We start from the raw sequence: 22,248 nt of genomic DNA, 5'->3' as shown, positions 1-22,248 counted from the left end.
AAGTTACTTCTAAATTTAGCGAATAATTAATTTTCGTGTAGCAGTATGTTCTTCCTCTCTAATCTTTATAATGTATACACCAGGAGAAAGGGATGAAAGATTTAATTCTTTAGAATTTAATTGAGTATGGATTACTTTCTTTCCTAATACATCAAAGATTTGAATTTCTTTGTCTAAATCATTTTTAGAAGAAATATATACTTTACCGTGAGTCACAGGATTAGGGTACAAGCTTAAACCTTCAATTGGTATTTCTTGAAGTTTAAATTGTTGTTTTGTTTCTTGAGCTACTATTTTTGAAGTAAACACAAGTAAAAACAAAAGACTAATGAAGTATAATTTTTTCATTTTGTTTAATTCTACATTATAAAAGTACTATTTTTTTCAACACCAATACTAAAATGAATAAAAAATCGTTTGTCGATAACATTATTTTTTTTGATAATTTAATGAATTAAATTACTGTGAATCAGTTTTTTATACTCACTAATTGAATATTTTATTAATTTTAAATTCCCCAATGTTACCAAATTGTTAAGTAAATGTTTGGTTAGTGTAAATTAATTTATATATTTGTTATGTAATTATTAACAATTAAAACCTAACAAAATGAAAAAATTAATGATGATCGCAGTGTTAGTGGTTTCTAGTGTAGCTTTTGCGCAAAATATAGAGCCTAAATTAGAAGATATTAATGGTACAGTTAAAGCAACTTATTACCATGAAAACGGTGAAATTCAACAAGAAGGATTCTTTATTGATGGAAAATTAGAAGGGAAATGGATATCCTATAATGCGAATGGTGTCAAAATTGCCATCGCTGAATATTCAAAAGGAGAAAAAGTTGGGAACTGGTTTTTTTGGAATAACGAAGGTTTATCTGAAGTAGACTACTCAAAAGATACTATTTTATCAATTAAAAAATGGAGTAAAGGGTCTGTTGCTTCAAATTAATTTTATTTAAATCAAAAAGAAAACCCATTTAGACGTTTTGTCTAAATGGGTTTTTTATTTATTATATACTAAGTATATTATTTAATAAGTGTAGCACCATTTACAGTCGCCCAGTTACCAGCTGTTAAGCTTGCTCCAGTTGCACTAGCGTTAATAGTGTAATTAGCAGTTGGAAAGTTTACAGATAGAGTTCCAGCTCCAGCAAACTGACTAGTACCATCATTTATTTTAACTGAAGTTAATTTTATTTTACCAGTATTAACTTGGTTAGTATTAGTTCTAGCATCTTGAATTCGAACTGCTGTTGCGCCAGAAGTAGTATATCCAGTAATTGTGATGTTAGTAAAATCACCATTTCCATCTTTTTTGAATTGAATCGCATCATATTCAGCTGCAGATGAACCACCTTCTGTTACTGTTCCAGGAGCTCTTTTTAAAGTGATATTAGCAATCTTTGGGAAGTAAGCGTTATCATTGTTAGATGCTTCAATCTCCATACCAAAATTTCCAATTCCTTCTTGGTAAACATACCAGTTTGAGTTATTTTGACCTTGCCATCCGTCTTGCCAGTCGAAAGAGTCATCGTAATTACCAAATGAAATTAAGTTTGTCCCACTAACAGTTCCGCCATACCACTCAAATCCATCGTCAGCACCTTTGTAAGATACTAAATGATCTAATACAGTTCCAGAACCTACTGAATAAAATGAGAAACCATTCATTTCACTTGTTCCATCAGTGATTTTTTTACCAGCATATTCCACACGAACATATCGTAATGCTCCTCCATTATGAGTAGGGTTTGAACCTCCATAAGGTAAATTTAATCCGTCTTCTGAAGTTCTTGTTGTTGTAGCACCAGAACCATTTATTGGAGCATCGCCATACATAATAATTCCGCCCCATGAACCTGGAGTAGCAGAAGGCTCAGTAAATACTACTGGTTGAGAAGCAGTTCCATTAATAATCAATTTTCCTCCTGCTTTTACAACTAATGCATCCACACCATTGGCTGCATTGGCAGTAATTTTTGAACCTGCATCAAAAGTAACTGTAACACCTGATTCAATAGTAACGATTCCACTTAGTGTGTAGTTACCAAAAGCATAGGTTTTGTTACTTGTTATTGATCCTGTGATTTCACCTTCTACTGGTTGTAATGTTTCTTCGTCATCAGTAGTTGAACATCCTGTAAATGTCAAAGCTAAAATAGATAAGCTTACAATTAATTTTTTCATTTTTGTATTGTTTATTTAAATTTGTTAAGGCAAATGTATGTTGCTAATATTTCCTTTTGATATCGAAATAGTTATAAAATTGTTAGCAGGTAATCATCAAATAGTTAATTCAATGTTTTCAAATTGTAAATAAAAAAGAGCAGTAAGTGAACTGCTCTTTATATATTTAGAATGTATAAGAAACGCTGGTAGAAAACCCTACGCCTCTTTGAAACGATTGAAGAAGTAAAGACGCTTCATCTATAGCAATCTTATTTTTAGTTCCTAGTTCTCTTCTATAAACTGGGTTTAAAATGTTATCTACTGAGAATTTTAAATTCCATTTTTTGTCAATAACACTACTCCAAACAAAGTCAAGTTTGTTAAATGGTTTTTCATAAATATGATCGTAACCAGCTACACCAACTGCAAATATTCTATCTCCATAAACACTGTAAACCAATGAAGCAGTATTTTTCCACTTATCATTGTTACTAAATTCGTATTTTAAATCAGAATTAATCAACCAATTAGAAGCACCTTGTAAATCTCTTTTTTCATAAGTATCAAAGTATCCTACACGATTTTTATTTACTACTGCTTCAGTAAGCATTAAAGAAGTATTGAACCCAAAAGACAACCCTTTTAAGTTTTCATTTATTCTTGACAATTGCAATAGTACTTCAAATTCAGCACCAAACAAAGTAGCGCTATCATTGTTAAAGTAGGTTATGGTTTGTCCACTTCCTGTTGCGCTTGCTTGAATGGTTCTTTCGATTGGATTGTCAATATATTTTGCGAATAAAGTAGCAGCAAACATTTCGTTTTTAGTTGGGAATAACTCAAATTTTAGGTCTGCATTGTAATTCTCACTATTAATTAAATTTGAATTACCAATTTCTGTAGTACCATCCGCATTAATAAGATTTATATCCAAACTTTCAAACAAAACTGGTTTTGTGTAGGTTTTAGACGCAGCAAAACGAATATTGCTTTTTTCTGTCGCTTGGTATTTTATATTTAAAGAGGGTAACACATATAATTTGTCAAGATTTTTCTTTCTGTATGGACTTGAAATTGGATCTGAAATGGTTCTGTATTTAAATTCTCTGATAGTATTTTCTAATCGGATTCCAGTGTTGAATTCTAGTTTTTCATTTAAATGAATTAACAAGTTGGTATACACCCCATCCGCTCTTTGAAAAACTTTAGTTTTATACTCACTAGAAGATTCTTCTTGGAAATAAACTCTATTTGCAGCAATGTCTTTTTGAATTTCTGCATCGATATTGTTAGCAGCAACGTTGTAAGGAATAGATGCTCCATTTGGTTTTCCAAAAGCAAAACGAAATTTAGAAATTAAATATTCTGCAAAACCATTATAACCAAAAGACAATTTGTTTTTTAAATCTTCTTTTTTACCAAATTTTAAATTGTATTCAAATTTTCCTGATAAGTGAAAATTATTATCAATATTAAAAAATTGTCTAATTAAATTATTACTTCCGTATTGGGTTTCGATTTGGTTTGCATTTACTAATCTACCAGTTACAAATTTTCTATCTGGCTGATTGTAATTTGTTCTTGTGTATGAAATACCAGCGTTTATAGAGTGCTTATCATCAGCCGTTATTTTATAATTACCAAATGCTTGGTTAGTAAAAAACTGTGTTTCTTCGTATTGATTTAGTCTAATAAATTCATTTGGATTTTGAACAGCAGTTCTTGTATAACCTACTTGATCTTGAATGATATTTTCGGTTGTTTTTAAAAACAAACTATTAGTAAACAAGTTTAAACGATCTGATTTGTACTGAAGACCAAATAAAGCAGAAGATTGTGTTTGAAATTTGAACTGTTTTCTATTTAAATTGTTATCATAAATTCCTTGTCCTTGAGAAAATGTACGATCAACACCTTCTCTAATTTGGTATTTATTTTCAAAGTTAGTAGAGAAATTATAGTACAATTTTTGATTGTTTTTGCCTATTTCAAATTTATCAGAATGACTTAAACCAAAACTTGTATTCAATGGCGACTGTTTTTTTGTTACGTCCCAAGTAGAGTCAAATTCATTGCTAATTCTAGCTGATGGAATTGTACCATATTCTTTTGGAATTGCTCTTTCTTGTCCCCCAAATCCAAAAAAACTTTTTGTGTTAGTTGCATCATTGGATAATAAAAAGTCACTTAAGTTATTGTTTGTTGTGAATCCGGTTCCAAATGAAATTTTAGTTTGACTTTCAGTTGGTTGAGATGTTGTTACATCGATTGTTGCACCTGAAAAATCCCCATAAATATCAGGATTGAATGTTTTGAAAACATCCATATAACCCACAACGTCTGTAGGTAATTGATCTAATGGAATAATTTTTTTAAATGGACTGTTAGATGGGACAGCTAAATTATTAATTAACAAGTTATTGTATCGATCTTCTAAACCTCTAATGAATAATCCTTTAGAATCTACTTTTGAAATCCCAGTAATTTTGGTTAGCCCTTCTTCTACATCGCTAATTCCTTTAGCTGATAATTCTTGAGCACCAATACTTTGTTTAATTGCAACGGCATTTTTTTGTTCTAGCAATAGAGCAGTTGCTTTTTCTCTATTTACTTTGGCACGTACTACAACATCTTTCAAGGTGTAATTCCCAGATCCCAAAGTTTTATTGATTACAACTGTTTCGTTTGATTTTATAGTTATTGGCACTTCAATATTTTCATAACCAACAAAACTAAATTGGATAATGTAATTTCCTTCATTAAGATTGATGGAATATTTACCATCCATATCTGTGTTTACGCCAATTGAAGTTCCTTTAATTACTACATTTGCAAATGGAAGAGGTTGGTTGTTGGATTCTTTATCAAGAATGGTTCCGCTAACTGTACCTTTAGATTGTGCCAAGCCTATGCTGCACATTAATAATGTAAATAATACAAATTTTAATTTCATTTTAAAGTCAATTTATTTTTTGCAAATAAACCGCTGCACTGTTATTTGTAAGTTACTAAGTTGTTATTTTTATGACAACTTAATATTACCAAATTGTTACTAGATTAAATTTAGGTTAATAAGATTTTCTGTATTTAAATTATCCTATATTTACACCACATTAAGTTTATAAAACAACAAATTTAACTGGAACCCACAACAAAATGACTAAGAGTAAAGCTAAAATCTTATTGGTAGATGACGAACCCGATATCTTGGAAATAGTTGGGTTTAATTTATCTCAAGAGGGATACAGAATAGTTACTGCAGCTAATGGCAAAGAAGCTATAACTAAAGCTAAAGCAGAACTTCCTAATCTAATCATTATGGATGTTATGATGCCTGAAATGGACGGAATAGAAGCTTGTGAGGCTATTAGAAAAATCCCTGAATTAGAGAATGTCATAATCACTTTCTTAACCGCTCGTAATGAAGATTATACTCAGGTTGCTGGATTTGATGCTGGAGCTGACGATTACATTAGTAAACCGATCAAACCAAAACTATTAGTAAGTAAAGTGAATGCTTTACTAAGAAGGTTTAATGAACAACAAAAAAGCACAGGTACATTAAGCGTGGGCGGAATCGAAATCAATCGTGAAGAATATAAAATAATTAAAAACGGTGTTGAGATTTCATTACCAAGAAAAGAATTTGAATTATTTTATTTATTAGCTTCTAAGCCAGGAAAAGTATTTAAAAGAGAAGAAATTTTGGATACAATATGGGGGAATGATGTTATTGTTGGTGGTCGTACCATTGATGTTCATATTAGAAAATTGAGAGAAAAGATAGGAGATGATTTTTTCAAAACAATTAAAGGAGTTGGATACAAAATAGAAGTCTAAACCATTTTAAAAAATAGTAGTACTTTAGACAACGCATTTTTTGCGTTGTTTTTTATTTATATGGATATGGTTGTTAAAAAAAGTTTTAAAAGAAATTATCGTTTTGCATTAAGATCTGGTTCTTTAATAAGTTTAGTAGCTACTTTATTTGGAATGATTTTGCTTCGATTTACTTTCAAAGAAGAAAAGAATGCGGTTTTATTGTATGGATTAATTTTCTTCTTGATTTTGTTTTCCTTCTCTTTTTTAGTCTTGCAATACAGAATCGAACGATTTATTTACAACAGAATTAGAAAAATTTACGACGATGTTGCAATGCTAGAATCGGCAACAGGGAATCAGCCCATAGCAACTGACATGGAGACACTATCCAGAAAAGTAAAGAAATTTGCTTCGGATAAAAAATTAGAGATCGAAATGCTTCAGGTTAGAGAACAATACCGAAGAGAATTTTTAGGCAATGTTTCTCACGAATTAAAAACACCTCTTTTTACAGTTCAGGGTTACTTATCTACTCTTAATGAGGGTGCAATGGAAGATAAGGCAATTTTAAAAAAATACTTAGAACGCGCTGAAAAAGGAGTTGAGCGTTTAATATATATAGTTGAAGATCTTGATATGATTAGTAAGTTAGAATCAGGAGAATTGAATCTAGAATTTTCCGATTTTGACATCGTAGAACTAGTTCAAAGCGTAATCGACATGCTTGAAATGAAAGCAGCAAAAAAGAACATTAGCTTAGTACTGGAGCATAATAATAAGCCAATGTGGGTATGGGCAGACAAAGATAAACTCCAACAAGTGATTATCAATTTAATTGTAAACTCTATTAAATATGGTAAAGTAGATGGAGAAACTGAAATTTCAGTTACTGGATTTACAAGCAAAAAATTGTTAGTACGATTTACGGATAATGGGGAGGGAATAGAATCGCAAAATATACCCCGTCTTTTTGAACGATTTTATAGAGTAAACAAGAGTGGCTCCAGGTCTGAAGGAGGTTCAGGGCTTGGACTCTCTATTGTCAAGCATATTATTGAAGCACATAAACAAAAAATTTATGTGGAAAGTGAGTTTGGCAAAGGTTCTGAATTTTCATTTACTGTCGATAGAGCGCACAAACAATTTAAAAAATAATTTAAGAATTAGCATTTTTTCATAAAATAATTTTATACTTATTTTAAATATTTTAAATGGTTTAAACAAGATTAATGTTAATTTTGTTTGAATGAAAAAACTGGCTAGTATATTTCTTTTTTTATTTGTTTTATTTTTAATTTCACCTACAGTTGTTAGTGCTATTGAAAATGATAGTAGTATTTCTATTGTCTGCGATTTTTCTGAAGAAGAACAAGTTCAGAAAGACATCAAGCTAGTTTTTTATTTTGAACAAATTCCCAATAGACTTTTTTTACCATCAACAATAAGCAAATTTGTATCCTCTGAAAACCCAATTAAACAAAAGGATGTTTCTTTAGGGATTTTTATACCACCTCCAGAACTAAGTTAAAATAGTATTTATTTTGAAACAAATCGTTTTAAAATCATTCTTTGCACTCTCAACCTGTGCTTTGTTTTATCTATAATTTAGTTCAATATCATGTCAAAAAAAATCAATCTTTTTTCTCACTTTAAATCCGATTTTGCCTCTGGTCTAGTTGTTTTTTTAGTAGCTCTTCCATTGTGTTTAGGAATTGCAATGGCTTCAGGTGCTCCATTATTTTCAGGGATTATTTCTGGAGTAATTGGTGGTATAGTAGTAGGCTTTTTAAGTCAATCACATATAAGTGTCTCTGGTCCTGCAGCTGGATTGACAGCAATTGTTTTAACTGCAATAACTGATTTAGGAAGTTTTAATTTATTTTTGACGGCTGTATTTATTGCTGGAATAATTCAATTAATTCTGGGGTACATAAAAGCGGGTACAATATCGAACTTTTTTCCTACTAATGTAATTGAAGGAATGCTCGCCGGAATCGGAATCATTATAATTATGAAGCAATTACCCCACGCAATAGGATTTGATAGCGATTTTGAAGGAGACCAATCCTTTCTTCAGTCAGACGGGAACAATTCAATTACATCATTACTCTCTATTTTTGATTTTATCCAAATAGGTTCAATAATAATTGCTGTAATTTCATTATTTGTTTTGATTATTTGGGATAAAGTTCCAGTTTTAAAACGATTAAAATTAATTCCTGGAGCATTAGTGGCTGTAGTTTTAGGTATAATTATCAATGAATTGTTTATTCGTTCTGGTAGTCACTTTGCCATTGGTAAAGAGCATTTAGTTTCTTTACCAGCACCAGCTTCTTTAGACGACTTTCAACAAATTATTGTGTTTCCTGATTTCACCGGAATTATGAATCAAAAAGTTTGGTTAGTGGGAATTACAATAGCAATTGTAGCTTCAATTGAAACATTATTGTGTATTGAAGCAGCTGACAGAATGGATGTGCATAAGCGCTATACAGATACTAATGTAGAGTTAAAAGCGCAAGGTGTAGGAAACATTTTAAGTTCATTAATTGGGGGGTTACCAATGACATCAGTTGTAGTTCGTTCTTCTGCAAATAGTACTGCTGGTGCAAAGTCTAAGCTGTCTGCTATCATCCACGGAGTTTTGTTATTTGTGAGTGTAATTACAATTCCTTTACTTCTCAATAAAATTCCATTAGCTACATTAGCAGCTGTATTACTTTTAGTTGGATATAAGCTAGCTAAACCAGCCACATTTATTCATTTTTGGAAAAAAGGAAAGTATCAATTTATTCCATTTATAGCTACTTTGATTGCAGTTGTTTTTACAGATCTTTTAAAAGGGGTAGTTCTTGGGATGATTATTAGTGTTATTTTTGTTTTGAAAGGAAATCTTAAACGGGCATATGTGTTTAGAAAAGAGGAGTATATCGACGGAGATGTTATTCACATTGATTTAGCACAAGAAGTTTCCTTTTTGAATAAAGCCGATATTAAAGAAACTTTAAAAAATATCCCAAATAATTCTAAGGTAATAATTGACGCATCAGATACCGTTTATATCGCTCATGACATATTAGATTTGATTCATGAGTTTAAGACAATTAGAGCTAAAGAAAATTCAATAAACGTTCAAATTAAAGGCTTTAAAAAGACTTATCAATTAGAAAACAGTGAAGAGAACCATGTCACTATTGAGCATTATTATGATGCTCTTAAAAGAAAAATGGTTGAAAAAAAAGTTGGTAATTTCAAATAGTAGGCTTTAAGTTTATTAATAACAACAATTATTATGATAGATTTTTATAAAAAGATTTTAGACAATAATGCCAAATGGGTTGAAGATTCACTTAAAAAAGACCCCAATTATTTTAAAGATTTAGCCAAAGGGCAAACCCCTCCATTATTATGGATTGGTTGTTCTGATAGTAGAGTGCCGGCTAATGAAATTATAGGAGCTAAACCAGGAGAAGTTTTTGTTCACAGAAATATTGCTAATATGGTAATTCATTCTGATATGAATATGTTAAGCGTTCTTGATTATGCGGTTAATGTTCTTAAGGTAAAACATGTATTAGTTTGTGGTCATTATGGATGTGGAGGGGTAAAAGCCGCTATGGGTAATGATTCTATTGGAATTATTGATAATTGGATCCGACACATTAAAGATGTTTATCGTTTGCATAATGAATATTTAGACTCTTTTCTCGATGAAAACGAAAGATTTAATAAATTTGTAGAACTCAATGTTAAGGAACAGGTTTTCGATTTGGCTAAAACCTCGATCGTTCAGTCTGCTTGGAGAAAAGGACAAGAATTAACTTTGCATGGCTGGGTTTATGGATTGAACTCAGGATTTGTAACTGATTTGCAAGTTAATATAAGTTCAGAGAAAGATTTAGATAATGTGTATCAACTTAAATTTTAAGAAAATGAAAAAGACAGGTATTGTATTGAGTTGTATGGTGTCGTTTTTTATGTCTGCTCAAACTCATGATTTAGTAAAGCATAATGGCGAAAAAATGGCGGTTAATTTGATTAAGCAAGAAACCAATTTGGTCTACTTTTCAATGCCAAATAGTACAGAAGTTGAAAAAATAAGCAAATATGCTGTTGCGTCACTCACAAATAAATCTAATGGAGAAGTCGCTACGATTTCAAATAGAATTAATTGTGAAGATAAAGCTAATTTTAACGAAGTTGTTTTCTTAGAACAGTCTCAAACTATAGGTTTAAAAAAAGGAGAATCAATTAACTCTTTTTTTGGCGTTACCAAAGGTCAAGCAGATTATGATGTGAAGAAGATGAAGAAAAGAAGACTTCAAGAAAAGGCAGCAAGTTTAAAAAGCCCTTTTGTAGTTATTGTATCTGAGAAACCTGACGAAACAAAAGCAGTTTTGTATCAGTATTAGTACATTTTAATAATTATAAAAAAAGCACCTAATAAGGTGCTTTTTTTATTAATGAATTATTCTTTAGTGACAATTTGCATTGTTTCTCTACTAATTTGTTTTAATAATACTGTTTTGTCTTTTTCAACAGTTGTAGCTGCCGATTCATCAAAGTGTCGAATGGTATACAAGGTAACATTTTCTTCAAAATCGACTTTAAACTTTTTAGAAAGTATAGCATTCAATTCATTGAATTGTCCAAATTTATCTTCGACACATACAGAAAAACTAATTGCCGAATTTTGAATTAGGTTCACTTTAATTTTGTGAGCATGAAATAATCCAAAAATTTCACTAATATTTTCTTCCATTATAAAAGAGAAATCAATGGAAGAAAGCGATATTAATAATTGGTTTCTTTTTACAATAAAACAAGGTAAATGCGGTTCGAGATCCACGCCTTTAGAAACACTTGTTCCTTTTAATAAAGGATTTAGAAATGACTTTACATACAAAGGAATTTCTTTTTTCTGTAAGGGTTGTAAGGTTTTTGGGTGAATTACAGATGCGCCATAAAAAGCCAACTCGATAGCTTCACGATAGGAAATTTGATTCAGTAAACTTGCGTTTTCAAAATAACGTGGGTCGGCATTCATTACTCCTGGCACATCTTTCCAAATGGTTACACTTTCTGCATTCAAGCAATAAGCAAAAATTGCTGCGGTATAATCAGAGCCTTCTCTCCCTAAAGTAGTAGTAAAATTATTTTCATCAGACCCTAAGAATCCTTGAGTAATATTTAGAATTTTTGGCGCGATATTTTTTGAAATGTTTTTTTGAGTCAATTCCCAATCTACTCCAGCATCTCTATAATTAGCATCCGTTTTAATGAAATTTCTAACGTCTAACCATTGCGTTTTTATACCCATGAAATTCATGAAGTGACTTAAAATGGTTGTTGAAATTAATTCGCCATAACTTACAATTTGGTCGTAAACAAAATTATAATTTGGGGATTTGTTGTGCGCTAAAAAATATTCTAAGTCTGAAAATTGTTCATTTACAGCAGCAAAAACTGGATCATTTTCGTTCTCAAACAAATCCAAAACAATCTGATTGTGGTACTTTTTTATTTCCTGAACAGATGAATTTAACTCATTCGATTTTTCGAAGTAATTTTTGATCACAACTTCCAATGCGTTAGTAGTTTTACCCATGGCAGAAACCACCAATAAAACATCTTCGTAGCCTGCTTTTTGTAATACGTCATACACGTTTTTGATACCATCGGCATCTTTTACAGAAGCCCCACCAAATTTGAATATTCTCATAGTTTATTTGCTATTTTAATTTATTCTCAACAAAATAATGAATACTTTCCTCATCCATTTGTGCTATTTTCCACTCGTCATAAACCTTCGCTCCAGAGTTTTTATAAAACTCAATAGCCGGTGTATTCCAATCCAGTACAGCCCATTCAATTCGTCTTACTTTATCTATTTTTCCCTGTTTAATAATTTCTGAATACAATGCATATCCAATACCTGTTCCTCTCACACTTTGTTTGACTACTAAATCTTCAAGATGAATTGTTTTGCCTTTCCAAGTAGAATAGCGGTAATAATACAAAGCAATGCCAACAATTGTTTGATCTACTTCGGCAACAAATACATGAAATAATGGATGAGATCCAAAACCGTCTCGGATTAAATCATCTACTGTAATCACTACAGCCTCTGGTTCTTTTTCAAATTCGGCTAATTCTTGGATTAAATCCAAAACCGCTTGCATATCCTCCGGTGTTCCTTTTCGTACGATCATTTTTTTTGGTTTTAGATTTAATTTTTAAAAACAAATTGCATCTTAATTGGAGTAACAAATATACAATGATAGGCCACTTCATACTATAATTTGTATCATTTTCACAAAAAACACACTATTTGTTACTTCCAATTTGAATTACTGCACTCGATTTCATTAAAAAAGCCCCTTAACTAAGGAGCTTTTGTTTTATATAATTTTTAAAATGGGATTATTTATACATATTTTTCATTTCGTATATAAAGGTATCTAAATCCGATTTTTTCTCAATTAGTTTCAATGCTTTTCTAACAATAAATTCTACGTTACTTGGAGTAAATCCTAAAGCAATTCCAAATTTTTCTAATAATTGTAATTGTCCTTCTCCTAATTCATCATCAATATAAACCATTCGGCCTAGATCAAATAAACGCTCCAATCGTTCATTGTAAGAATAAGGCGGATTTATTGGATACTTGGTTGGATTTTCTAAAATCTCCTCGTATTCTGAATTTGAAATTTCAAGATTAGCGGCTAGTTTGTCTAAAAATGTTTTCTCTTTAACTGATGAGTATCCATCAGCAAGTGCTACACGAGCTATTGCTGAAAAATGACCTTTGTTTCTTGTTTTGAATTCGCTATCAAATAAATCTGAAAATGACATAATAATTGTGTTTAATGATTACCATAAAGGTACAAATTTTTACAAAAAACAGACTACTTTCATTCGTAAATTCGGAATGTTTTTTATTTGTGAAACTATTTCTCGGGCTATTAAATTCACTTTTTCAAAATTAATTGTAAGTTTACCAATAATTAGAAATTTGAAAAAATATGTCAGAATTTTGGGTTTACTTTCAAATTGGGTTGCATCATGTTTTAGACATTCAGGCTTACGATCATGTTTTGTTTTTGATGGCCTTAGTAATTCCTTTTACTTTTAAGGACTGGAAAAAAATTATCCTCTCGGTTACTTTATTTACTCTTGGACATACCACTGCCTTGGTTTTTTCTGTGTACAAAATTTTAGGAGTCAAGGCCAGTTTTATTGAATTTCTAATTCCAATCACGATACTCTTAACCGCTATTTATAATTTAGCTAGTATTGGAAAATCAAATAAAAAAGGAAAGATTAATTGGGTTTTTTTAATTACGCTTTTTTTTGGAATCATCCATGGATTTGGTTTTTCTAATTACTTTAATACGTTGCTAGGAGGTAGCTCCAATTCTAAATTAGTTCCTTTGTTAGAATTTGCATTAGGAATCGAAGCGGCACAATTATCGGTTGTTTTGGCTGTTTTAGTATTGGCTTATATTGTGCAAACTGTCTTTAAATATTCTAGACGCGATTGGATATTAGTAGGTTCGGCATTTATCGTCGGAGTTGTATTACCGATGATTATAGAAAGTGTAATTTGGAATCAATAAAAATGGAAGATAAAAAATTAAACAAATACGATAAAGCGTATTTAAGGATTGCCAAAGAATGGAGTTTGTTGTCCTATTGTAAACGCAAACAAGTAGGTGCTATTATTGTAAAAGACCGCATGATTATTTCAGATGGTTACAATGGAACGCCTTCGGGTTTTGAAAATTGCTGCGAAGATGAAGAAGGTTTGACGCGTTGGGACGTTTTACATGCCGAAGCGAATGCTATTCTTAAAGTGGCACGTTCAACACAATCTTGTGAAGGAGCTACCTTGTATATCACTCTTTCTCCATGTAAAGAATGCAGTAAGTTAATTCATCAATCTGGAATTAAACGAGTAGTGTATCACAATGGATACCGCGATGATTCGGGACTTCAATTTTTAATTAAAGCCGGAATTGAAGTTGAACAAATTCCTGTTTTAGAACAATAATTACAGCTTTTTTTTAATGTTGTCATGTACTTGAACAGCTATACCATCATTCCATAGCGTTAGTAAATCGGTAGCTACTGCTGCTCCACTTCCTGCTGCAATTGTCAACTGACTTCGACAACCCGCTAAAGTTCCTATTACATAGATACCTTCAGTTACTTTATGGTCGGTATTTTGTAATTGAATTCGTTGTTTTTCAGCCAAAGATTTTTGGTGTGGCACCACAAATTCAGTAAGACCTTTAATATCAAATGTATTGGCAGAACCAATACCTACAATTATATATTTTGTCTGGTAAGTGTTTTTATTTGAAATAACGGTAAATTCAGGAAATTCTCCTTGAATTTCAATTATTTTTTCATTTGGAATTTGAATAATGTGCGGGTACAATTCAGAAAGATGTGCAGTACTTTCGTCTAATAATTCAGAACCTAATTTGCCTGGAGTAATTCCATAAGCATTATTGAAAACGGCTTCTTGTAATGCGGAAGATTTTTGGTGGGTAAAAATTCCAATTTTTTTATTTGAGGCAAAAGGTTTGTTTTTTGCCGAGCCTAAAACAAGTGCGCAAGATATCCCTGAAACGCCACCTCCAATAATTAGTGCGTCAAATTGATTATTCATTCATTCTTTTTTCAATATCCTTAGACATTCTGAAAATCAATAGAATTAGAATAGCACAGATTGAAGCTCCAATGCCGATTAAAGCATACATACTATCGCCTTCAAAAAAATGAGAAATATCAAGTCGGCTTATGTTAAACAATAGTAAAGCAGACGCTAAAAAAATCAAAATTGTTGTAAAAATCTTCATAAATAAAAAATTAGTAGTTAAAGATTGATGAAAATAAATCTGGAATAAACCAATTTATAATGGACTATCATCAAATACCGGTGTAAATTTATACTTTTTTTTATAAGGCAAACAAACCTTTAACATTAGCGGCAAATAATTTAACAGCAATAGCCAAAAGCACTACTCCAAAAGCTTTACGTATAACTCCCAGTCCATTTTTACCAAGCATTTTTTCTAATCTTGATGATAATTTCAATACTATATAGACTAATATTAAATTCAATATAATAGCAATAAGTATATTGATTGTGTTAAATTCAGATCGCAATGAAAGGAGTGTGGTCATTGTTCCTGCGCCTGCAATTAAAGGGAAGGCAATAGGCACGATAGAGGCAGAACTGGATTCTTCATCCCTATAGATTCGGATACCTAAAATCATTTCCAAAGCAATGAAAAACAAAACAAAGGATCCTGCAACTGCAAATGAATGGACATCGATTCCGATTATTTTCAAAAACTCTTCTCCAATAAATAAAAAGACAATCATAATTATTCCTGCAACTATTGACGCTTTTTCAGATTCAATGTGGCCGTGTTTTGTTCGTAAATCCACTATAATTGGAATACTACCTACAATGTCAATTACAGCAAATAATACCATTCCAACGGTTAGGATTTCTCTAAAATCAATTTCGAACATATCTTTTTTTTGCAAAGTTACACATTTAAAGAAATTAATGTATTGTGATACAATTAATTCACCCATAATTATACCATTTTTGTAATAGTGTTTATCAGGAGTATATTTCTTCGAGAGCTTTATTTACCTTTGCATTTCATTTGTTAATTAGGGATCCAATGTTTCAATTAGGTAAAACCATCGTTTCTGAAGAAATACTCGAAAGAGATTTTGTTTGTAATTTATCCGCTTGTAAAGGCAATTGCTGCATTGACGGCGATGCTGGCGCACCATTGAGCGAAGAAGAAACAAAAATTCTTGAGGAAATTTACCCAAAGGTAAAACCCTATTTGCGTCCTGAAGGAATTGCTGCTATTGAAGCGCAAGGAACATGGATTAAGGGTACAGACGGAGATTTGGAAACTACCTTAATTGAAGGCAAAGATTGTGCCTACGTTATTTTTGATGGCGCAACGGCTTTGTGCGGAATTGAACAAGCCTACAACGAAGGAATTGTAAGTTGGAAAAAACCAGTTTCCTGTCATTTATATCCTATTCGAGTGAAAGATTTTAGTGAGTTTACTGCTGTGAATTACGACAAATGGGACATTTGTGATGACGCTTGTAGTTTGGGCAAAGAATTGCAAGTTCCAGTCTATAAATTTGTCAAAGAAGCATTAGTTAGAAGGTTTGGCGAAGACTGGTATTTGGAACTTGAAAAAGTAGCAACAGATTTAAAAAAATAGATTATCTAACTCCTCTTTTCGCCGATAGCTAATTGCTCAGAAATCCTATATTTTACGGCACTACAACGATTTTTATTGGTTTTAAAACATTGATTTTTAGTAAATTATGTTTTTGGTTCAAAAACCCAGTTATTTTTAACTTTGTTAAAAACTAGGGCTGATTGTGAATAAGTTTGACTTTTAATAACCGCAATATTTCACAATCTTTGTAAACCCCAAACAATCCCAAATTTCATTTATTTTCAATCAAAAAAACAAACCATAATTATGTCTGCTATTGAACCAATTTTACAAGAAAACAAAGATCGTTTTGTTATTTTCCCAATAAAACACCAAGATATTTGGGAATGGTATAAAAAACAAGAAGCGTGTATTTGGACAGCTGAAGAAATTGACTTACATACCGATTTGAATGATTGGAACAACAAGTTAAATGACGATGAGCGCTATTTTATCAAGCATATTTTAGCATTTTTTGCTGCTTCTGACGGAATTGTAAATGAAAATTTAGCTGAAAATTTTGTGTCTGAAGTACAATATCCTGAAGCGAAGTTTTTCTATGGTTTCCAAATCATGATGGAAAATATTCATAGCGAAACCTATTCTTTGCTAATTGATACTTATGTGAAAGATGAAGCTGAAAAACACGAATTGTTTCATGCAATAGAAACGTTTCCAGCTATTAAAGAGAAAGCAGAATGGGCTTTAAAATGGATTAGCTCTGATTCTTTTGCAGAACGTTTAATTGCTTTTGCAGCTGTAGAAGGGATTTTCTTCTCTGGATCTTTCTGTTCTATCTATTGGTTGAAAAAACGTGGTTTAATGCCAGGTTTGACATTTTCAAATGAGTTGATTTCAAGAGACGAAGGAATGCACTGTGATTTTGCAGTTCATTTGCACAACCACCATTTGGTAAACAAAGTGCCAAAAGCTAGAATCACAGAAATTTTGACTGATGCTTTGGATATCGAAAGAAAATTCATAACAGAGTCGCTTCCAGCTAGTTTGATTGGAATGAATGCTAATTTAATGACGCAATACTTGGAGTTTGTTACGGATAGACTTTTAGTAGAATTAGGTTGTGAAAGAGTGTATAATTCATCCAATCCTTTTGATTTCATGGACATGATTTCGTTACAAGGAAAAACGAATTTCTTCGAGAAACGTGTTGGTGAATACCAAAAAGCAGGAGTTATGAATACCGATTCAGAAGCTCAAAAAATCACATTCGACGCCGATTTTTAATTCGAACTTGTTTGGATTCTAAATAGATTACCGCGCTGCGGCGCAAAAAAATAATAACAAATACTCGAAAGCAAAGAAGGGATTTTTTGTTTTCTTAAAACCACAAGATTATGTATGTAGTAAAAAGAGACGGCCATAAAGAGCCGGTAATGTTTGACAAAATCACAGATAGAATTAAAAAACTATGTTATGGTTTAAATGATTTAGTTGATGCTGTAAAAGTAGCAATGCGTGTGATTGAAGGATTGTATGACGGTGTTACTACATCAGAATTAGATAATCTTGCGGCCGAAACCGCAGCGTCGATGACGATAGCGCATCCAGACTATGCACAGTTAGCAGCGCGTATTGCAATTTCTAACTTGCACAAAAATACCAACAAATCATTCTCTGAAACGATGAATGAGATGTACCATTATGTTAATCCTAGAACCAACCAGGCTTCTCCTTTATTGTCAGAAGAAGTTCATAAAGTAATTCAAGAAAATGCCGAATTTTTAAATTCGCATATCATTTACAATAGAGATTTTAATTACGATTACTTCGGATTTAAAACTTTAGAGCGTTCGTATTTGTTGCGTATCAACGGAAAAATTGTAGAGCGTCCACAACATATGTTAATGCGTGTTTCGGTTGGAATTCACATGAATGATTTGGATTCTGTAATAGAAACTTACGACTTAATGTCGAAAAAATTCTTTACGCATGCAACTCCAACCTTGTTCAATGCAGGTACACCAAAACCACAAATGTCTTCTTGTTTCCTTTTAGCGATGCAAGATGACAGTATTGACGGAATTTACGATACCTTAAAACAAACCGCTAAAATCTCACAATCAGCTGGAGGAATTGGATTGTCAATTCACAATGTGCGTGCAACGGGTTCTTACATTCGTGGAACTAATGGGACTTCAAACGGAATTGTTCCTATGTTGAGAGTATTTAACGATACGGCTCGTTATGTAGATCAAGGAGGAGGAAAGCGTAAAGGAAGTTTTGCGATTTATATCGAAACTTGGCATGCTGATATTTTTGATTTCTTGGATTTGAAAAAGAATACAGGAAAAGAAGAAATGCGTGCTAGAGATTTATTCTTTGCCATGTGGACTTCTGATTTGTTCATGAAACGTGTGCAAGAAGATACTACCTGGACCTTAATGTGTCCAAATGAATGTCCTGGATTATATGATGTATATGGAGACGAATTTGAAGCGTTGTATACTTCATATGAAACTCAAGGTAAAGGTAGAAAAACGATTAAAGCCCGTGAATTATGGGAAAAAATCCTAGAATCTCAAATTGAGACTGGAACTCCTTACATGTTATATAAAGATGCGGCCAACCGTAAATCAAACCAAAAGAATTTAGGAACAATCCGTTCGTCTAACTTGTGTACCGAAATTATGGAGTACACTTCTAAAGATGAAATTGCGGTATGTAACTTGGCTTCGATTTCGTTACCAATGTTTGTTGAAAACGGAAGTTTCAATCACCAATTGTTGTTTGATGTTACTAAGCGTGTGACTCGCAACTTGAATAAAGTAATTGATAGAAATTACTATCCTGTGAAAGAAGCAGAAAACTCTAATTTACGTCACCGTCCAGTAGGTCTTGGTGTGCAAGGACTAGCAGATGCTTTCATCATGTTGCGTTTACCATTTACAAGTGATGAAGCTAAAAAATTAAACCAAGAAATCTTCGAAACATTATACTTTGCTGCAGTTACTGCTTCAATGGAAATGGCTAAAGAAGAAGGTCCATATTCTACTTTCAAAGGATCTCCAATATCTCAAGGAGAATTCCAACACAACCTTTGGGGAATGAAAGACGAAGAGCTATCTGGTCGTTGGGACTGGGCATCATTACGTAAAGAAGTGGTTGAACATGGAGTTAGAAACTCATTGTTAGTTGCGCCAATGCCAACGGCTTCTACTTCTCAAATTTTAGGTAACAACGAAGCTTTTGAACCATATACTTCTAACTTGTATACACGTCGAGTATTGTCAGGAGAATTCATTGTTGTAAATAAGCATTTATTGCACGATTTAGTGGAGCGTGGCTTATGGAATGAATCGTTAAAACAGCAAATCATGCGTGAAAATGGATCTGTTCAAAACATTGATGTGATTCCGCAAGATTTGAAAGAATTGTACAAAACCGTTTGGGAAATGTCAATGAAAGATATTATCGATATGTCACGTCACAGAGGGTATTTTATTGACCAATCACAATCGTTGAACTTGTTTATGCAAGATGCGAATTATTCTAAGTTAACATCGATGCATTTCTACGCTTGGCAATCAGGTTTAAAAACAGGAATGTATTATTTAAGAACGAAATCAGCAGTAGATGCGATTAAGTTTACTGTAAACAATGATAAAAAACAAGAGCCAGAAGCAGTAGTTGAATTAGAAGTGAAGGAACAAGCTGTTGCAGTAGTTAATGAAGCAGTTGAAATGACCGCCGATGAATACAGAGCGATGATTGAACAAGCGCGTAACGCAGGTCCTGAAGATTGCGAAATGTGTGGTTCATAATAATTACAATCTGCTTAAGGGCAAGTAAATAGTAAAACAGCTGTCATTTTTGATGGCTGTTTTCATTTCATCAAAAAAGCTTCCAGCCTATAAAGGTTTGTAGCTTTAAATCATTTATTTTCAAAATGCATTACCTTACTAAAGAATTAGTATTTCCTCCCGTTGCTACAGCTAGCGAAGACGGCTTTTTAGCTATTGGTGGAGACTTATCCCCTGAGCGATTAGTATTGGCATACAAAAGTGGTATTTTCCCTTGGTTTGAGCCGGGTGATCCTATATTGTGGTGGTCGCCCAATCCCAGAATGGTATTGTTTTTTGATGATTTAGTAGTTTCCAAAAGTATGCGAAACATTTTAAATCGAAACACATTTAAAGTAACCTTTAATCAAGATTTTAGAGGCGTGATTTCCAATTGTCAAAAAATTAAACGAGAAGGGCAACAGGGAACTTGGATAACCAATGAGATGATTGAAGCCTATTGCAAGTTGAATGAATTAGGCATAGCCAAATCCGTTGAGGTATGGCATGACGACGAACTAGTTGGTGGTTTGTATGGAGTTGACTTAGGAACTATTTTCTGCGGAGAAAGTATGTTTTCAAAAGTCCCGAATGCTTCCAAAGTAGCTTTTATTCATTGGTCACGCCATTTAAAAGCAAAAAATTATAAATTGTTGGATTGCCAAATTTACAATCCGCATTTAGAAAGTTTAGGTTGTCGTGAAATCGCAAGAGATGAATTCTTTGAAATTCTCAAAAGCTGAATTTAATGGTAAATAAAAATTTCAATATCAAATTGTGTTCTCGTAACTAGATGCTGAAACAAGTTCAGCATGACAAATGCGTAGTTTATACTTCACTTTGTACTTCGTATATCGTACCTCGTAAATCGTACTTAGTTAGTTCTTTTCCAACAATCCGCAACGTGATCGTCTACCATTCCGGTAGCTTGCATATGAGCATAAACTACCGTTGAACCTACAAATTTAAACCCCCGTTTTTTCAAATCTTTACTAATGGCATCCGAAAGTGGAGTAGTAGCAGAAATGTCTTTCATAGTCTGTGGTTGATTCACAATTGGCTTGCCATCTGTAAATTGCCAAATATACTTGCTGAAACTACCGAATTCTTTTTGAACTTCCATAAAAGCAATTGCATTAGTTATTGTAGCACGCACTTTTAATTGATTGCGAATAATTCCACCGTCTTGTAATAATTCTTGAATTTTTGTTTCGCTGTATAGCGCTATTTTTTGGTAATCAAATTGGTCAAAAGCCATGCGGAAGTTTTCCCTTTTTTTCAGAATGGTGATCCAACTTAGACCTGCTTGAAAGGTTTCTAGAATTAGAAATTCAAATAATTTTTGGTCGTCATAAACGGGAACTCCCCATTCGTGATCGTGATAGGCTTCGTAAATCGGGATGCCTACGCACCATTTGCATCTGTTTTTATCCATTTTAAGCTGGTAGATCGCTATCTAAATAGTTTTTTATAATTCGGTGTCCCAAATAAATTAAAGGCGTTAAAAGTATCGCTATGCCTAATTTAAAAGTATAGCCTGTTAATGCGGAGCCCATAAACGTTTCAAAGTCAATTTTTCCAGGTAGCCAAAATGCAATTCCCAATACAATAAATGAATCAAATAACTGTGACACTACTGTGGATCCTGTTGCTCTAAGCCAAATCCTCTTATCACCTGTTTTGTTTTTGAAAAACCAAAAAACAGTTACGTCAATTAATTGCGAAACTAAGAAGGCAATAATACTTCCGACAATAATCCACATGCTTTGTCCGAAAACGGCTTGAAATTGTTCGTCACTTACTGGGCTAATTCCTTTGGCAGCCGGAATGGCAATTCCAAGTAGTAAAATGATAAAAGCATAAGCGATTAAACAAGCGGTAAGAATAGACAGTCGGCGAACGCCTTTTTCGCCAAAGTATTCATTGATTAAGTCTGTAGTTAAAAAAACTATGGGCCAAGGCAAAATTCCAATACTCATGACAAATGGACCAATTTGAATTAGTTTTCCCCCAATTAATTCGGCAACCACGGCATTGGTAATGAAAATACCTGCTAAGATTACAAATACGATGTCTTTTTTGGATTTGAACATTGGTGCAGTGTTTAGTATTTCAAACTTACTATTTTTATTTTTAATTATTGCTACAAAAAAATCCCATTCCGTTAGGAATGGGATT

The 22,248-nt window shown here is 32.5% G+C and carries 24 protein-coding genes; 13 read left to right on the top strand and 11 right to left on the bottom strand.

All coding sequences use genetic code 11. The features are described from left to right. Positions 1–15: 15 nt before the first annotated feature. On the bottom strand, positions 16–348 hold the full coding sequence (locus tag LPC23_RS01390; protein WP_229330472.1) for a T9SS type A sorting domain-containing protein: 333 nt from the start codon (positions 346–348) through the stop codon (positions 16–18). Positions 349–609: 261 nt separating this feature from the next. On the opposite strand from LPC23_RS01390, the gene LPC23_RS01385 reads away from it, so the two are divergent. Beyond that, entirely contained in the window at positions 610–954 is a 345-nt protein-coding gene (locus tag LPC23_RS01385; RefSeq protein WP_229330470.1) for a toxin-antitoxin system YwqK family antitoxin, read from the top strand. A 77-nt stretch (positions 955–1,031) separates the two neighbouring features. On the opposite strand, the gene LPC23_RS01380 is transcribed toward LPC23_RS01385, so the two are convergent. Beyond that, positions 1,032–2,192, bottom strand: a complete 1,161-nt coding sequence (locus LPC23_RS01380) for a hypothetical protein (RefSeq protein ID WP_229330468.1) — start codon at positions 2,190–2,192, stop codon at positions 1,032–1,034. A 166-nt stretch (positions 2,193–2,358) separates the two neighbouring features. Next, a complete protein-coding gene (locus tag LPC23_RS01375) occupies positions 2,359–5,127 on the bottom strand; it encodes a TonB-dependent receptor (RefSeq protein WP_229330466.1) in 2,769 nt (922 codons plus the stop codon). 203 nt (positions 5,128–5,330) lie between these two features. Here LPC23_RS01375 and LPC23_RS01370 point away from each other — a divergent pair, with 203 nt between their 5' ends. From LPC23_RS01370 to LPC23_RS01345, 6 genes are all read left to right on the top strand, one after another. Continuing rightward, a complete protein-coding gene (locus tag LPC23_RS01370; protein WP_229325794.1) occupies positions 5,331–6,014 on the top strand; it encodes a response regulator transcription factor in 684 nt (227 codons plus the stop codon). A 66-nt stretch (positions 6,015–6,080) separates the two neighbouring features. Beyond that, entirely contained in the window at positions 6,081–7,151 is a 1,071-nt protein-coding gene (locus tag LPC23_RS01365) for a sensor histidine kinase (RefSeq protein WP_229330464.1), read from the top strand. Positions 7,152–7,242: 91 nt separating this feature from the next. After that, complete coding sequence (locus tag LPC23_RS01360; RefSeq protein ID WP_229325790.1) at positions 7,243–7,524, top strand: hypothetical protein; 282 nt, start codon at positions 7,243–7,245, stop codon at positions 7,522–7,524. A 90-nt stretch (positions 7,525–7,614) separates the two neighbouring features. Then, on the top strand, positions 7,615–9,255 hold the full coding sequence (locus LPC23_RS01355) for a SulP family inorganic anion transporter (protein WP_229330462.1): 1,641 nt from the start codon (positions 7,615–7,617) through the stop codon (positions 9,253–9,255). A 33-nt stretch (positions 9,256–9,288) separates the two neighbouring features. After that, on the top strand, positions 9,289–9,924 hold the full coding sequence (gene can, locus LPC23_RS01350) for a carbonate dehydratase (RefSeq protein WP_229325785.1): 636 nt from the start codon (positions 9,289–9,291) through the stop codon (positions 9,922–9,924). Positions 9,925–9,928: 4 nt separating this feature from the next. Further along, a complete protein-coding gene (locus LPC23_RS01345) occupies positions 9,929–10,408 on the top strand; it encodes a hypothetical protein (protein ID WP_229330460.1) in 480 nt (159 codons plus the stop codon). Between the two features lie 56 nt (positions 10,409–10,464). Here the strand turns inward: LPC23_RS01345 and LPC23_RS01340 are convergent, their stop codons facing one another. The 3 genes from LPC23_RS01340 to LPC23_RS01330 all read right to left on the bottom strand — a co-directional run bounded on the left by LPC23_RS01340 (position 10,465) and on the right by LPC23_RS01330 (position 12,851). Continuing rightward, positions 10,465–11,718 carry an aspartate kinase gene (locus tag LPC23_RS01340; protein ID WP_229325781.1) on the bottom strand — a complete coding sequence of 418 codons (1,254 nt, stop codon included), beginning with the start codon at positions 11,716–11,718 and terminating at the stop codon, positions 10,465–10,467. Between the two features lie 10 nt (positions 11,719–11,728). Further along, a complete protein-coding gene (locus tag LPC23_RS01335) occupies positions 11,729–12,208 on the bottom strand; it encodes a GNAT family N-acetyltransferase (RefSeq protein ID WP_229330458.1) in 480 nt (159 codons plus the stop codon). A 211-nt stretch (positions 12,209–12,419) separates the two neighbouring features. Then, a complete protein-coding gene (locus LPC23_RS01330; RefSeq protein WP_229325777.1) occupies positions 12,420–12,851 on the bottom strand; it encodes a TerB family tellurite resistance protein in 432 nt (143 codons plus the stop codon). Between the two features lie 170 nt (positions 12,852–13,021). Between LPC23_RS01330 and LPC23_RS01325 the strand changes: the two genes are divergently transcribed. Then, positions 13,022–13,615: a HupE/UreJ family protein gene (locus LPC23_RS01325; protein WP_229330456.1), complete on the top strand. Its 594-nt coding sequence runs from the start codon at positions 13,022–13,024 to the stop codon at positions 13,613–13,615. Positions 13,616–13,617: 2 nt separating this feature from the next. Beyond that, positions 13,618–14,049, top strand: coding sequence for a deoxycytidylate deaminase (locus tag LPC23_RS01320; RefSeq protein WP_229330454.1), 432 nt, complete (start codon positions 13,618–13,620; stop codon positions 14,047–14,049). Here LPC23_RS01320 and LPC23_RS01315 read toward each other — a convergent pair whose 3' ends face one another. From LPC23_RS01315 to LPC23_RS01305, 3 genes are all read right to left on the bottom strand, one after another. After that, a complete protein-coding gene (locus LPC23_RS01315) occupies positions 14,050–14,673 on the bottom strand; it encodes an FAD-dependent oxidoreductase (protein ID WP_229330453.1) in 624 nt (207 codons plus the stop codon). Continuing rightward, positions 14,666–14,863, bottom strand: a complete 198-nt coding sequence (locus LPC23_RS01310; protein WP_229325769.1) for a hypothetical protein — start codon at positions 14,861–14,863, stop codon at positions 14,666–14,668. The genes LPC23_RS01315 and LPC23_RS01310 overlap by 8 nt, the downstream gene beginning before the upstream one ends. Before the next feature lie 100 nt (positions 14,864–14,963). Continuing rightward, on the bottom strand, positions 14,964–15,545 hold the full coding sequence (locus LPC23_RS01305) for a MarC family protein (protein WP_229331609.1): 582 nt from the start codon (positions 15,543–15,545) through the stop codon (positions 14,964–14,966). A gap of 158 nt (positions 15,546–15,703) precedes the next feature. On the opposite strand from LPC23_RS01305, the gene LPC23_RS01300 reads away from it, so the two are divergent. The 4 genes from LPC23_RS01300 to aat all read left to right on the top strand — a co-directional run bounded on the left by LPC23_RS01300 (position 15,704) and on the right by aat (position 20,813). Continuing rightward, positions 15,704–16,270 (top strand): DUF3109 family protein, encoded by a 567-nt coding sequence (locus LPC23_RS01300; protein ID WP_229330451.1) that lies wholly within the window; start codon positions 15,704–15,706, stop codon positions 16,268–16,270. Between the two features lie 267 nt (positions 16,271–16,537). Further along, positions 16,538–17,515 carry a ribonucleotide-diphosphate reductase subunit beta gene (locus LPC23_RS01295; protein ID WP_229325765.1) on the top strand — a complete coding sequence of 326 codons (978 nt, stop codon included), beginning with the start codon at positions 16,538–16,540 and terminating at the stop codon, positions 17,513–17,515. Between the two features lie 110 nt (positions 17,516–17,625). Further along, positions 17,626–20,052, top strand: coding sequence for a ribonucleoside-diphosphate reductase subunit alpha (locus tag LPC23_RS01290; RefSeq protein WP_229330449.1), 2,427 nt, complete (start codon positions 17,626–17,628; stop codon positions 20,050–20,052). 125 nt (positions 20,053–20,177) lie between these two features. Continuing rightward, positions 20,178–20,813: a leucyl/phenylalanyl-tRNA--protein transferase gene (aat, locus tag LPC23_RS01285; RefSeq protein ID WP_229330447.1), complete on the top strand. Its 636-nt coding sequence runs from the start codon at positions 20,178–20,180 to the stop codon at positions 20,811–20,813. A 131-nt stretch (positions 20,814–20,944) separates the two neighbouring features. On the opposite strand, the gene LPC23_RS01280 is transcribed toward aat, so the two are convergent. Continuing rightward, positions 20,945–21,505 carry a DNA-3-methyladenine glycosylase I gene (locus LPC23_RS01280; protein WP_229330445.1) on the bottom strand — a complete coding sequence of 187 codons (561 nt, stop codon included), beginning with the start codon at positions 21,503–21,505 and terminating at the stop codon, positions 20,945–20,947. 1 nt (position 21,506) lies between these two features. After that, a complete protein-coding gene (locus LPC23_RS01275) occupies positions 21,507–22,163 on the bottom strand; it encodes a queuosine precursor transporter (RefSeq protein ID WP_229330443.1) in 657 nt (218 codons plus the stop codon). Positions 22,164–22,248 lie beyond the last annotated feature (85 nt).

This window comes from Flavobacterium ammonificans (genome assembly GCF_020885975.1).
GTDB lineage: Bacteria > Bacteroidota > Bacteroidia > Flavobacteriales > Flavobacteriaceae > Flavobacterium > Flavobacterium ammonificans.
Note: the sequence above shows the minus strand (reverse complement) of the source record. Positions and strands in the feature narration are given on the sequence as shown.